The sequence below is a fragment of the Shigella sp. FJ200513 genome, from assembly GCF_040495915.1.
GTDB lineage: Bacteria > Pseudomonadota > Gammaproteobacteria > Enterobacterales > Enterobacteriaceae > ECMA0423.
This window is the reverse complement of sequence record NZ_JBDYCV010000095.1, coordinates 1-13,801: the sequence shown is the minus strand read 5'-3', so window position 1 is coordinate 13,801 and position 13,801 is coordinate 1. Positions and strand designations below refer to the sequence as shown.

Here is a 13,801-nt window from a genome sequence, read left to right as displayed (position 1 = left end):
ATCTTCATTTTTACGCCCGTAAGGTGATGAGCATGTGGCGCTACCGGATAACACGGTTGCTGTCACGGAAATACCCTGACCTGGTGATGCCGGATGCGCTGGCAGCAGAAGGAAGCAGTAAACGGGAATGGAATCGCTTCCTGGACACGCATTACCGCCGTGGCTGGAATGTCAACGTATCCCGGGTAATGGATAATGCCACCCATGTGGCGGTGTACTTTGGCTCTTACCTGAAAAAGCCACCGGTGCCGATGAGTCGTCTGGAGCATTATGCCGGTCAGGATGAAATCGGTCTGCGTTACAACAGTCACCGAACAAAACGGGAAGAATACCTGTTGATGAGTGGAGATGAGTTCATGGAAAGGTTCTCCTGGCATGTGGCGGATAAGGGGTTCCGTATGGTGAGGTACTACGGTTTTTTGAGTCCGGCGAAACGGCGGTTACTGGAAGAAGTGGTGTACATCATAACGGAGACAGTGAGAAAAACGGCGATGCAAATCACCTGGAGAGGGATGTATCAGAGGTTACTGAAGGTTGACCCGCTGAAGTGCGTGCTGTGCGGGAGTCAGATGCGTTTTACGGGGCTGAAGCGGGGCTACCGTCTGGCAGAGCAGGTCCTGATGCATGAGCCGCTGGCCCGGATGCGGTGGTGCGGCTGAGAGCCGCAGAGGGGAAGTTGCGTCCATTTTGAGGGAAACGGAGCAAAAAACCGCCATTCATACCCTGAATCAATCAGAGCCATCCAGTTTAATCGTCGGTTCCGTTCATATGGAGCAAAAGTGGTGTTGAAGAAACATCCGTTTTGTGGTGTTTTTTTAATCTTTTTGGGGTTTTAATTCCTATCGATGAACGGTTTAAACCTGATTTTGCCCGGACATTGCGCCCCGGCTGGCTGACCGTACCCGCTGCTGACTTTGACATGTTGCTGACCTTCAAATCCTCAATGACTATCATTGCGTGGTTTTTGCTGACGGCCGTTGTGACTTTGTGAAGGTAGTCCCTGCGGATATTTGCGATACAGGAATGCAGTCGCTGTATTTTGCGTTTCTGCTTCTGCCAGTTGTTGCTGAATTTGACCTTGCGGCTTAACTGTCGCTGAAGTCTCGCCAGCGTCTTCTGGTTTTTCTGAAAACTGTTTACAGGCTCAAAGACTGTGCCATCTGACAGCGTGGCGAGTTTAGCCACGCCAGCATCCAGCCCGACCATTGATGCTGAAGGGTGAGCCGGAGTGGATACTTCACTTTCTGTCTGAATACTGATGTACCACGTACCGCAGGACTGGCTGACAGTGACATTTTTCACAACACCCGTGACCTGACGGCTATTCCGGTAGCGCATCCAGCCCAGTTTCGGCAGAAAAATACGGCTGTTTTCCTGATCGAGCTTAACGCCCTGCGGGTAGCGGAATGCATCATTCTGTCACCGCTTTTTGAATCGGGGAAAAGCAGCCCGCTTCCGGAAGAAGTTTTTGTAAGCCCGCTCAAGGTCTTTCAGTGACTGTTGCAATGGCTGTGAGGGAGAATCTTTAAGCCATTGCGTTTCAGTGGCATTTTTCCACTCAACCAGCCAGGAAGCCATTTTCCCGTAAGGGATGTATTTATTACCGGCCTTATGATTCTCATTCTGACGTGCCAGAGCACGATTGAAAACGAAACGACATGCGCCTGCGAAGCGCCTCATTTCACACTCCTGTTGACCACCTGGTCTTAACTGGAATTTAAATGCCTGTAATCGTTTCACAGGTCAAATGATACTTTGGTCTGTGAAAAAAGAAACCGATATCCGGCGTGGAAGGCATTGTGTTTTCCTGATGCATGTTCACCTAGTCTTTGTCACCAGATACCGACGCCAGATTTTTGACCATGACGCGACAGAAAAACTACGCACTTACTTTTCAAATGTATGTGCTTATTTTGAAGCTGAACTGGTTGAAATGGATGGCGAACCAGATCACGTCCATTTGTTAATTAACTAACCTCCCAAACTGGCGATATCCAGTCTGGTAAACAGCCTCAAAGGCGTATCGGGTAGGTTACTGCGACGAGATCGACCAGATATTGCAGTCAGGTATTACTACAAAGGCGTTTTGTGGAGTCCTGGCTATTTTGCCAGTAGCTGCGGAGGTGCGCCAATATCCGTCATCCGCCAATACATTGAACAACAGCAAACACCTGGTCAGGTGGAAAACCGCGCCTTATATCCCCGCCCTGAAGGATGGGGTTTTACGGCGCACCGGATAAAAAGCGCCATCTAACGATGGCGCGTCTGGAACTACTTTTTGTTAACGTCAAACATGGTGGCATCGGTCGCCATGTCATCAATAACTTGTTTAATATTTTCGAAAGCCATTGGCGTACTTTCGTTATTCAGGTCTTTACCTTCGCCCTGACGAACGACTTTGATAACCGGTTTATTAGTCGCTGCATCAATCAGCTCACCTTCAAAATAGAGGCGAGTATCCATGGTACGGTGGCCTGTAGCCATTTGCGTCCCCGCAACCACTAATGCAACAGGAACCACTTCATAGAATTGCAGCCCTTCTTTGCTGGTATCTACACCGGTAATGGCCCCACGGAAAATCAGACTACGCGGCCCAGCGGTGGTAACCACTGGTTTACGCTGCGCTATCGCTTCTTTCATTTCGGTGTTGGTATAGTTCAAAATTTTATCCAGAACTTTCTGCCCTACCTGGGTAGAAGGTTTTGGTACCGGATAATAAGTGATTGGGTTCCAGACGATGCTGTCATATTTGCTTTGATCAAAACTCGGGTCTACCCAACGTAAAACAGGTTTACCTGTTGCTGAGGTTGTTTCTTTTAAATCAGAGTAATTGTTATATTTATCTGGCTGGGTGATTTTAGAGGCACAACCAGACAGAGCCAACAAGCCGCATAAAGCTGCAACTTTCGCAAATGATGTGGTACGCATGAATAGTTTCCTGAGATGATTATATTACTTTCTAAGTTATAGCAAAAAGCGCCGCTTCGTGTTGTGGCAAAAAAAGTGTTGGTGAAAATAAATTTTTCAGCCCCTTTTCAGACGACATAGTCAATGCCGAAAAAGGGGCTAAGTCAATCATCAGTAGTTAAATTTCAGTAAGTTAAGCTGCTAAAAAACTTCGACTACTGTGATTAATTTCACATCCCTTCGATAAAAAATATGCTTACCGAAAAGAAGAACAGTAAATCATCTCAGCGTGGGGAATTTTCACGCGTTTTGTGCTTACCGGGTCATTTTTTACGTGCCAGCATCGTGGCGAAACGCAGTTTAATACGATTACCGTTGGCGTCGGTGCGGTGCAGCTCGCCGACGTCTTCATTGTATTTCACCCTCTCCCAGCCTTCGTAATATCGACGTAATTCTCCCTCTTTGAAGGCAAACGTGAAGCCGACGGTACATGGATAATCAGCGGTATCCATCGCCGCCACAATCAGGTTGTAACCACCAGGTTTAGTGCAACGTTGCATATTGGCAATCAACCCTGGGATGGTTTTAGCCTCAAGGAACATCAGCACCACAGTCGAAAGAATAAAATCGTACTGTCCATCAAATGTGAGGTTATTCAGATCAACGACCCGGGTGTGTAAATTATCCAGATTTTCAATGGATTTAATGCGCTCGACGTTGGCGATACTCATGGCATTTTTATCCCATGCGTCAACATCATAACCATTGGCTGCCAGGTAAAGACTGTTACGACCATTGCCACAGCCCAGATCCAGCGTTTTACCCGGTTTAACCACTTTCACCGCTTCCAGTACTTCAGAGTGTGTGCGGGTTAATTCATATTTATCAGTAAAATAGTTTTCGTCACGAATGATCATTCTTTGTCCTCTGCTTTCATTAAAACGGCGCGCTCGGTTCTGACTAACAATTTTCCCTGCATCAGAAGCGCAAAAGTACGGATGAGCAGTATTGCAATAATAAAATTGGTAAAGATAAACAGCGGCACCGCCAGCGTATGGAAAAATCCATTATCGCTGCCACTCCCCAGATGCAAACCGGTGGTTGCCAGTGCAGATACGCCGAACGAGAAACTCCAGAATGAAGCATTAAATGGCTGGGAGAGATACCATGGCATCAGACGTAGCATAAACAGCAGTTGCAGCAGTCCATAACCGAAAAGCATTTTCGCCAGCGTGTCACCCTCGCCGCCGTTGACGCTCAGCCAGGCACTACAGGCCACCAGCGCAGGAGCGAGCTGAATGCCGAGTGATGTCCGCAGTGCCGTGGGTAATTCTCCCGAACTGCGCAGACGCTGCAAGATCACCGGTTCAAGGCTTAGCCATGAGAAAACGCCTGCGCCTAAAAACACCAGACCGGCGTCGGTGTAGCCCAACGCACCACAGGCCATTGCGCTGATAAAGTTGTTGGCAACTGTCGGCAGATACAGTCCAGGCGTGGTAGCTTCTTCAGGGTGAGATCCGCGCCATAATCCCGCAGTTTGCCAGGCGGCATAAGCCAACTGAACCACGACACCAAAACTGAACATGCACACCGCCAGTGGGCGAAACCACGGAACAAAACCAATCGCCACCAGCATCGTCGTTGCCGGAAACAAACTCACAAAACTGCTCAGCACTGGATGGCGAACTTCCGCCAGCACGCTATGCGGAAAGCGTATGAGTCGGGTAATAAATGCGCTAGTCAATAATCCCCAGATGATCATCGCCAGAATCACCAGCCCATCCCCTAACCAGTGGCTGACCTGCCAAACCTGGCTGGCATAGCGCCAGGCAAATCCCATCCCTATCGTCCCCAACACAATACCAAAGTAGCCTGCCGGCAAATTGAGCACTTTATCGCTCTGCATCTTCTTACTCATTTTGTTTAATTTATAAAGTATATTTGAAATGCATTTTATGGAATTTTCTCGAGCATAGCCAGAGCCGCAGAATTTGCTACGGTTATAGTAAGTCACCTGTGGGAAAACGCTATGCGCAAATATCGCCTAAGTGAAGAACAGCGAGCCTTTAGTTATCAGGAAGATGGCACTAAAAAAAGTGTGTTATTACGGCAGATTATCGCCATTAGCGATTTTAACGATGTGATAGCAGGAACCGCTGGCGGCTGGATCGATCGCGAAACGGTGTTAGCACAGGAAGGAAATTGCTGGATTTACGACCAGAATGCTATTGCGTTCGGCGGAACGGTGATTTCCGGTAATACGCGTATCACCGGCACCAGCGTGCTGTGGGGAGAGGTTTACGCAACGGATAACGTCTGGATCGATAATAGTGAAATCAGCCAGGGTGCATATATAAGTGACAGTGTCACCATTCATGACTCATTAGTTTACGTGCAATGTAGAATATTTGGTCACGCCTTAATTGATCAACATTCTATGATCGTCGCCGCACAAGGCTTAACGCCCGACCATCAACTCCTGCTCCAAATTTATGATCGCGCAAGGGTTAGCGCCTCGCGTATTGTCCACCAGGCACAAATTTATGGCGATGCCGTCGTCCGGTATGCTTTTATTGAACATCGCGCCGAAGTTTTTGATTTTGCCAGTGTTGAAGGTAATGAAGAGAACAACGTCTGGCTATGCGATTGCGCTAAAGTCTACGGTCACGCGCAGGTGAAAGCTGGCATAGAAGAAGATGCCATTCCGACGATTCATTACAGTTCGCAGGTGGCGGAATATGCCATTGTGGAAGGTAATTGTGTGTTAAAACATCATGTCTTGATTGGCGGAAATGCCGTGGTACGTGGTGGACCGATTCTGCTCGACGAGCACGTTGTAATACAAGGTGAGAGCCGTATTACAGGTGCGGTGATAATTGAAAACCATGTGGAGTTAACCGACCACGCCGTCGTTGAAGCCTTTGATGGCGACACGGTTCATGTCCGTGGTCCAAAAGTCATTAACGGCGAGGAGCGCATTACGCGAACGCCGCTGGCAGGGTTATTATGAATCGATAATACGCGCGTATAAGTTCACATCATCATAGGCATCATTCAGGAACTCAGCCTGTTTCAGGCAACCTTCAAGGATAAAACCATTGCGCAAAGCGACCTGGTTGCTTTGCGGATTGTCCACCCGACATTTGATCACGAAGCGTCTAAGTTCACCAGACTGAGCGTAATGATGAATCAATGTCTGCAGCGCCTGAGAAATGATCCCCTGCCCCTGATGAGATTCGTCCAGCCAGTAGCCGATTTCAGCAGTTTTATTCAGTGGTTCAATACGATTAAACGAGATAACGCCGATAAGTTCATCTTCTTTGAAAATCATGAACATTTTGGCATAGCCGCGTTGATGCAACATCACATTACCCTGCACCGTTTTTCGCGTGTCCTCTTCACTCTGAACGAACTGCGGCCAGTTTAGCGACTGCTGTAACCAGGTTTTATTTTTACAGATTAACTGATAAAGAGGTGTGACGTGACTTTCCGCAACAGCATGTAATTCAAGTGATTCGCTTACTTTTATCGTTTCAGTCATCTTATCTCCAGTCAATCCATGCTGTTGTTAAAAAAGCCGCCTGGCTGGCGGCTTAGGAAAGTTTACACCTCTTTGACGCTCTCCTGCTGCAGGATTTTGAGCATCTCATCTTTTAACTGTAGCTTTTGTTTTTTCATGCGGACCACTTCCGCATTGTACCCTCGACCGTCGGAACCTTCCTTTCTGGCAATTTCATGATCAAGTTTATTGTGTTTATCGAACAAGGACATAAAGCGAGGATTTTCGTTTTTCAGACGGGATATTAAATCTCGGTATTCTGGAAACATACGCACTCCCTGTTAGTGGCTGACACGGTGTATCTGAAATACACACCATCAGATTACTCATTTAACTTAGGGAAAAATGCGAGCGGGATCGTGTTTAACCAGACGGCACCTCCCGAAGAAGGTGCCGAAGAAAAAACGATTAACTCATCACGCGGTCGTCAACATACTGACGTTTATCCGGCGCTGGCGGGAAATACTGATACAGCCATGTTTCACTGATAGCGTCCCCCTGACAACGTAGATACATCCGCATATCGACCGGATCAGTGGAGTCCGAAGTCGGATACCAGTCAAACTGAATACGATAACCATCGATGGGTTCAATATAGAGAATTTCGATTTGCTTCGCTTCCCCACTGGAAAGCGTAATCACCGGCTCAATGCCTTTTGGCGCGGCAGCTTTCAGATCACCACCAACGAAATCGACGGCAAAACGACGCGCCCATTTTTCGGGATAGTGTTCACCTGGCGCCCAACCTTCCGGGAAACCGCCCATGCCGGTACGCGTCGCCATAACGCGCGCTAATGGGCAATGAACAGGCGGTTGCGCACTCCAGTACAGACGATACTGGAATGCAAACTCATCACCTGCTTTTACAGCTTTTTCTGGCTGCCAGAAGCAGACAATGTTATCCAGCGTTTCGCCCGTTGTTGGGATTTCCATCAGGCCGATGGTGCCCTTACCCCACTTGTTACGCGGTTCCACCCACAGACTTGGGCGTTTGTTATACCAGCCCATAATGTCCTGATAATGGGAGAAGTCACGATCCAGTTGCAATAAACCAAACCCTTTCGGGTTGTTGTCGGTGTAAGCATTGAACTGCAATTTTTGCGGATTATTCAGCGGACGGCAAATCCACTCGCCGTTGCCCCGCCACATGGACAGACGATCAGAGTCATGAATTTGCGGATGAATTGTATCGCACATCCGACGTTCATTAGTACCGCAGCTGAACATACTGGTCATCGGCGAAATGCCCAGCTGTTTAATGTCTTTGCGCGCATACAGGTGATTTTCCACATCCATAATCACCTGACTTTTCTCACAATGGATAGTGAACTTATAGGCACCAGTAATGCTGGCGCTATCGAGCAACGCATAAACGGTAAAGGTAGTTGCCCCCGGTTTTACCGTATCAAACCAGAAGGCGGTAAAGTCGGGGAACTCTTCTTTACTGTCGGTGTAAGTGTCGATCGCCAGGCCGCGGGCCGACAAACCGTATTGATATGTATCATCAACGGCGCGGAAATAACTCGCGCCGAGAAATGATACTACATCACGGCGCGCCAGTTCGGGGGCTTTAAACACGCGAAAACCGGCAAAGCCGAGATCGCTTTGCCCTTCTAATTGTTTGGTATCAACACCTGCATCGTTGTATTTGAACAACTCCGGGCGAAAGTGAATTTCACGCGCCAGATGTGTTGCTGGATCTACAGAAAACATACGAACGCGGCGACGGAATCCCATTCCCATATGGAAGAACTGAGCGTCCAGTTGACGGTTCTCAACGTTATGCCAGAGCGATTTTTCGGCGTCGTATTGAATACTGTTATAAGCCTGCGGCGTCATTGTCGCCAGCGTGTCAGGTAACGGACGAGGCGCACCACGCCACGCTGTTTGCGCTAAGTCGTGCGCCATTGACTGTAGAATGGAGAAGTCAAAACGCTGGGTTTGCCCGTCGGCAATATCAGAATCTGCCGCGAATGCTGCCTGAGAAAAAAGAGAAGCAATGCCGCTGGTACCGCACACGGCGGCCATAGCCATTGAACCTTTAATAAATCGTCTACGATCCATACCTGAAAGTGAGTCCTTCTGGTGTTGTGAATGGTCCCGCGCTGGTCGTTTTCAGCGGCAAGAAAGTGCTTATTTATGACCGCTCACTCTAGACAATATTTATTAATAATCCAATTGTTGAACTGAGAGAATATGCATAAATCGGCATTTTTTTTATGTCGATGGGATGAGCCTGATTCGTTTGTAAAATCAGGCAAATTTTTGCAAAGGCGGATGGTCAGAATTTAAAGCAAACCACAGCGACGTTTACTGCGTTCTTCCGCTTCCTGGTAAAGCTGGAACTCATCCAAAACCGGACAACCCAACGCCTGCTCAAATGCTTCGCGACTGGCATTACCGTGACTGCGTGTCTGCGTTTCATTACCCAGATTTGACTGGAAGATCCCCGCCGCGCTAACGGGCAAGAAATCTTCATAGGTGATGGGTTGCGCCACTACCCAACCACGTTCAATTAAGGGCTGTGGATCGTCTCCAGGATGAATCGCCTGACGATGCGCCTCACCCGAAGGCGTCAGACGGTACCGGAACCATGCCAACCCTTGCTGACGCATTAAAAACTCACTGTCAGGAAAAGTGCGGAAGGTTTCCTGTAAATGCATTTGGTGAGTGAGATTATCCTGCCCGGTTCCAGCGTTACGCAGAAGATCATCATACAGTTGTCGCCCTTTCGGCGTTAATGCCACGCCACGCTGCTCAATTTCACCAAAGCGCGCGGTATGCGTGCCCTGTTTCTGCCCCGCAAACAACACCGTCTCTTCCAGTGCTTTAAAGCTGGTCTGGCGTAGTAAAATCGGTACCTCGCGGCGCGGCGGCCCCTCGATGAGAATTTTGGGTTCAATTCCGCATTCAGGCATCATCGACTGCACCCGGTCAATATCCAGCGTACGTGGCGTCAGGTGGTTGATATGGCATCCAGGAAAACAGACCACATCAGCAATCAACCGATGTTCGTTGTGCAAGGCGCGATAGGTTTCTTCATCTACCGTTGCTAACTGGTGCCAGCGAAACGTTTCCAGGGCTTCCTGCACAAACTCCTGTGCCTGTGTTTCGTTAAAACCGCCCTGCTGCTCATATTCCTCTAACAGTTGTCGACAACGTGGGGTGAAGATATCGCGCTGACGCAGAATCTCCGCCGCTTTCTGGCGCAAAATTTCGTTCTCGATAAGCTCAAGGCGGAGTAAGGATGTAAAAACGCGGAAGGGATTACGCGCCAGAGAAGCATCATCAATGGGCCGAAATGCTGTCGAATGTACCGGCACCCCTGCCTGCGAGAGATCGTAATAGCTCACCGGGTACATCCCCATAATGGCAAACATCCGCCGAAGAGTAGCAAGCTCTTGTGCAGTCCCAACGCGAATCGCCCCATGACGTTCAACATTCAGTCGCGCCAGCTCGTCTGCATTTACCATTTTTTCGTGCAGTTGAGGATTGTTTTCCAGCACAGCCAGATTCACATCAGCTACCAGTTCCAGCAGCGTGCCATATTGCGGAACTTCTTGCTGGTACATGGCTGACATTGCCTGCGAAAACTGTTCCCGAATCTCATCCGCCGTGATGCTGTTCGCCATAGTGTCTGCCTCCAGTGGTCAGTAATCTGGAGTGTAGGTAACCGCATTCACTCTGGCGGGAAGAATTTACAAACTGTGATCTCGCCGCGAAAACATCAATATTATCCATTTTGCTGTAACATAATTGCTTTAATTGTTAATAATATTTTGCAATCAAGTTATCATAATCAAACAACTTCACTTGTCAGCGACACCGCTTCGTTTTTAACATCGCTTATGGAAAAAAATAGTCTGTTTAGTCAGCGCATCCGTTTGCGCCACCTTCATACATTCGTAGCTGTCGCACAACAAGGAACTTTGGGGCGCGCAGCTGAAACCCTTAATTTGAGTCAACCTGCGCTCTCTAATACATTGAATGAACTGGAGCAGCTGACGGGCGCTCGCTTGTTTGAGCGTGGTCGTCAGGGGGCGCAACTTACCTTACCCGGCGAACAATTTTTAACGCATGCAGTCAGAGTTCTTGACGCCATCAACACTGCCGGACAGTCGCTTCATCGTAAAGAAGGTCTTAATAATGATGTCGTCAGGGTTGGTGCACTACCTACTGCGGCACTGGGGATATTACCTTCGGTTATAGGTCAGTTTCATCAGCAACAAAAAGAGACGACCTTGCAAGTTGCGACAATGAGTAACCCTATGATTCTGGCGGGTTTAAAAACCGGGGAAATCGATATCGGCATTGGTCGGATGTCAGATCCTGAACTGATGACCGGGCTTAATTACGAACTGCTGTTTCTTGAATCGTTGAAGCTGGTTGTCCGCCCTAATCACCCGCTACTTCAGGAGAACGTAACGCTAAGCCGGGTGCTGGAATGGCCGGTCGTTGTATCACCAGAAGGCACTGCGCCACGCCAGCATTCAGATGCATTAGTGCAGAGCCAGGGCTGTAAAATTCCTTCGGGTTGTATCGAAACGCTGTCTACTTCGCTATCTCGTCAACTTACCGTTGAATACGATTACGTGTGGTTTGTCCCTTCTGGCGCTGTAAAAGACGACCTGCGTCATGCCACGCTGGTGGCCCTGCCTGTTCCGGGACATGGTGCAGGCGAACCGATTGGAATACTGACCCGCGTAGATGCGACGTTCTCTTCTGGTTGCCAGTTGATGATTAACGCTATTCGAAAATCAATGCCGTTCTGAAAGGTGAAGGGATCTGTCGATCCCTCCTTGAACATTTTCACACCGTAGCGAAACTAACTGGTTCACCCGCTCCGCGAGGTTCTGCCGACACAGAATGTTTGTTCAGACGGAATACGTTCACCGCCTCAGTTAATCGTGCAGCCTGTTCTTCAAGGGACACCGCCGCTGCTGAGGCCTCTTCTACCAGAGAAGCATTCTGTTGCGTCACCTTATCCATTTCAGAAATCGCCTGGCTAACCTGAGTTATGCCTCTACTTTGTTCATCCGAGGCGGCGGCGATTTCCTGCATGATATGTGTGACACTCGCGACGGCATCAACAATAGTGCTCATGGTTTTCCCTGCCGTTGCCACCTCATCCGACCCCAGGTCAATTAACCTGACTGATTCACTGATCAAGCCTTCAATCTCTTTCGCTGCCTGAGCGCTGCGGCTTGCGAGTGTCCGTACTTCGCTGGCGACAACGGCAAATCCACGCCCTTGCTCACCCGCTCGCGCGGCTTCAACGGCAGCATTCAGTGCCAGAATATTCGTCTGGAAAGCAATACTGTTGATGACGGCGGTGATCTCAGAAATTTTCTTCGAACTCGTGGAGATAGCGCCCATCGTTTTTACTACACCGGAAACCGTCTGCCCGCCATCGCTGGCTTTAATAGAAGCCTCTTGCGCCAGTTTGCTGGCATGATGCGCGTTATCCGCATTCTGTTTCACCGTCGCAGTGAGTTGCTCCATGCTGGCGGCAGTTTGTTCGATAGCCGCCGCTTGTTCTTCGGTGCGAGATGACAGGTCCGCATTGCCAGCTGAAATTTCGCTGGTGCCACGATAAATCTCTTCCGCGCCCTGTCGAACAGTCCCTACTGTCATCCCCAGTGAATGCTGCATTTGCTGTAAATGACGACTTAAGCGACCGATTTCATTACGACCCGCCGGTTCATCATTCATCGTCAGATCGCCACTGGCGATTTTTTCAATCCGTTGTGCGGCATGTTGCAGTGGACGAATGACGATCCGACGTAGCACCATAAATGTTATCAGCGTCATGACCAGGGCAAGCACAAACGCGCCAATCATGAACATCCCACCCAGGCGGGTGCGCTGATGGGCCAGTTCCGCCAGTTGGTTGGCTCTGGTGCTACGTATCTTAACGGCTTTGTTCAAAATATCGGTATAAGCATTATCCAGCGGTCGGATCTGCTCACTTTCATGATTGATAATCGCTTCAAACATGCCATTTTTGGCATATTTCAACATAGGTTGCATACCCGTGATATAAGCCTGAAAGCGTTGATTTAATTCAGTGTCGAAGGCTTCATCAGCAGGTGTTTTCACCGGTCGATTCTGATAAGCACGATAACCTTGCTGCGACTGTTTAATCTCCGATTCGGCTTGCGCAATATTTCGCTGCATTGCTTCCATTTCCGCAATACGACTCGCAGCCCCGGCCTGAATCATATTGATCCGGGCTGAACGCAAAAAATCTGAACTGTTCGCTAACCCGGTCCGAATCTCAATCTCCGCAGTAACATCACGCTGATCGCGATCGGCCTGCCAGAGGAAATAGCCAGCCAGAGCAGAACTTAATGCGAATAGAACTAAGATACCGCCAAGAATGCAGGCAAATAACGGAACCAGCCTGATGTGATGCAAAAAACCTAATCGCTGTGAGGGAGTTGTATTCATTACCGTTGTCTCTCGTCCAGGTTTACTCCTGATAGAAAGTCATCGGCACTTGACGGTAATTACTTATGACCAAAAACCTCTTTGCGTCACATTTTTACAACAATTATTGCAGAGAAAATTAATGCTATTGGAATGAAGAGAGTAACGAATGGCTAAACTGGCTAACCCGAATGACGAAAAATTCTGGAAAACAGCACGCAATTTCGTGAAGTGATTATTTTCGTCCCTAAGGAAACCTCATAGGATGCCTGCGGGTGCCTGAGACTTTCTGTTTTCAGGCTAACCGGGAATCAGAAAGACGAAGGCCCCGACCGATATTTCTATCAACTGTACTGCACCCATTTTGTTGGACGATGAAATGGAATAGCCCCTAATATGTCAAAGCCAAAATACCCTTTTGAAAAGCGCCTTGAAGTCGTGAATCACTACTTCACTACTGATGATGGTTACAGGATCATCTCGGCACGTTTTGGTGTCCCCCGAACCCAGGTCAGGACATGGGTTGCCCTCTATGAAAAACATGGAGAAAAAGGTTTAATTCCCAAACCTAAAGGCGTTAGTGCTGATCCAGAGTTGCGTATTAAGGTCGTGAAAGCTGTGATCGAGCAGCACATGTCCCTTAATCAGGCTGCTGCTCACTTTATGCTTGCTGGTAGTGGTTCTGTAGCCAGGTGGCTGAAGGTCTATGAAGAGCGCGGAGAAGCTGGTTTACGCGCGCTCAAGATTGGCACCAAAAGAAACATTGCAATATCAGTTGATCCAGAAAAAGCGGCATCAGCATTGGAGCTGTCAAAAGACCGACGCATTGAGGATCTTGAAAGGCAAGTTCGATTTCTTGAAACGCGGCTTATGTATCTAAAAAAGCTGAAAGCCTTAGCTCATCCC

General features: G+C 48.6%; 11 protein-coding genes and 3 pseudogenes. 5 read left to right on the top strand and 9 right to left on the bottom strand.

Going from position 1 to position 13,801, the window contains the following annotated elements:
- A pseudogene (locus ABZJ92_RS16960) lies at positions 1-659 on the top strand (IS91-like element ISEc37 family transposase); the annotation flags it as partial.
- Between the two features lie 187 nt (positions 660-846).
- Here the strand turns inward: ABZJ92_RS16960 and ABZJ92_RS16955 are convergent.
- Positions 847-1,740: pseudogene (locus ABZJ92_RS16955) on the bottom strand (RNA-guided endonuclease InsQ/TnpB family protein); the annotation flags it as partial.
- Positions 1,741-1,747: 7 nt separating this feature from the next.
- Between ABZJ92_RS16955 and tnpA the strand changes: the two are divergent.
- Positions 1,748-2,254 (top strand): annotated as a pseudogene (gene tnpA / locus ABZJ92_RS16950) (IS200/IS605 family transposase).
- 17 nt (positions 2,255-2,271) lie between these two features.
- Here tnpA and ABZJ92_RS16945 read toward each other — a convergent pair.
- From ABZJ92_RS16945 to tehA, 3 genes are all read right to left on the bottom strand, one after another.
- Positions 2,272-2,928, bottom strand: coding sequence for a DUF3313 domain-containing protein (locus ABZJ92_RS16945; RefSeq protein ID WP_001260991.1), 657 nt, complete (start codon positions 2,926-2,928; stop codon positions 2,272-2,274).
- A gap of 302 nt (positions 2,929-3,230) precedes the next feature.
- Positions 3,231-3,824 (bottom strand): tellurite resistance methyltransferase TehB, encoded by a 594-nt coding sequence (gene tehB, locus ABZJ92_RS16940; RefSeq protein WP_000586723.1) that lies wholly within the window; start codon positions 3,822-3,824, stop codon positions 3,231-3,233.
- Positions 3,821-4,813 (bottom strand): dicarboxylate transporter/tellurite-resistance protein TehA, encoded by a 993-nt coding sequence (gene tehA / locus ABZJ92_RS16935; RefSeq protein ID WP_005047890.1) that lies wholly within the window; start codon positions 4,811-4,813, stop codon positions 3,821-3,823. The genes tehB and tehA overlap by 4 nt, the downstream gene beginning before the upstream one ends.
- Positions 4,814-4,936: 123 nt before the next feature.
- Between tehA and ydcK the strand changes: the two genes are divergently transcribed.
- Positions 4,937-5,917 (top strand): YdcK family protein, encoded by a 981-nt coding sequence (gene ydcK, locus ABZJ92_RS16930; protein WP_001234071.1) that lies wholly within the window; start codon positions 4,937-4,939, stop codon positions 5,915-5,917.
- Here the strand turns inward: ydcK and rimL are convergent.
- The 4 genes from rimL to hglS all read right to left on the bottom strand — a co-directional run bounded on the left by rimL (position 5,912) and on the right by hglS (position 10,098).
- Positions 5,912-6,448: a 50S ribosomal protein L7/L12-serine acetyltransferase gene (gene rimL / locus ABZJ92_RS16925; protein WP_000140890.1), complete on the bottom strand. Its 537-nt coding sequence runs from the start codon at positions 6,446-6,448 to the stop codon at positions 5,912-5,914. The genes ydcK and rimL overlap by 6 nt on opposite strands.
- Before the next feature lie 62 nt (positions 6,449-6,510).
- Positions 6,511-6,735 carry a YdcH family protein gene (locus ABZJ92_RS16920; protein WP_001296778.1) on the bottom strand — a complete coding sequence of 75 codons (225 nt, stop codon included), beginning with the start codon at positions 6,733-6,735 and terminating at the stop codon, positions 6,511-6,513.
- A 139-nt stretch (positions 6,736-6,874) separates the two neighbouring features.
- Positions 6,875-8,530 (bottom strand): glucan biosynthesis protein OpgD, encoded by a 1,656-nt coding sequence (gene opgD / locus ABZJ92_RS16915; protein WP_000375966.1) that lies wholly within the window; start codon positions 8,528-8,530, stop codon positions 6,875-6,877.
- Between the two features lie 224 nt (positions 8,531-8,754).
- On the bottom strand, positions 8,755-10,098 hold the full coding sequence (hglS, locus tag ABZJ92_RS16910; protein ID WP_000013771.1) for a 2-oxoadipate dioxygenase/decarboxylase HglS: 1,344 nt from the start codon (positions 10,096-10,098) through the stop codon (positions 8,755-8,757).
- A 216-nt stretch (positions 10,099-10,314) separates the two neighbouring features.
- Between hglS and ABZJ92_RS16905 the strand changes: the two genes are divergently transcribed.
- Positions 10,315-11,238: a LysR substrate-binding domain-containing protein gene (locus ABZJ92_RS16905; protein WP_000414573.1), complete on the top strand. Its 924-nt coding sequence runs from the start codon at positions 10,315-10,317 to the stop codon at positions 11,236-11,238.
- Between the two features lie 37 nt (positions 11,239-11,275).
- Here ABZJ92_RS16905 and trg read toward each other — a convergent pair whose 3' ends face one another.
- Positions 11,276-12,916 (bottom strand): methyl-accepting chemotaxis protein Trg, encoded by a 1,641-nt coding sequence (trg, locus tag ABZJ92_RS16900; RefSeq protein WP_353765450.1) that lies wholly within the window; start codon positions 12,914-12,916, stop codon positions 11,276-11,278.
- A 375-nt stretch (positions 12,917-13,291) separates the two neighbouring features.
- Here trg and ABZJ92_RS16895 point away from each other — a divergent pair.
- The coding region (locus tag ABZJ92_RS16895) for an IS3 family transposase (protein ID WP_074518651.1) at positions 13,292-13,801 on the top strand (510 nt) is incomplete at its 3' end.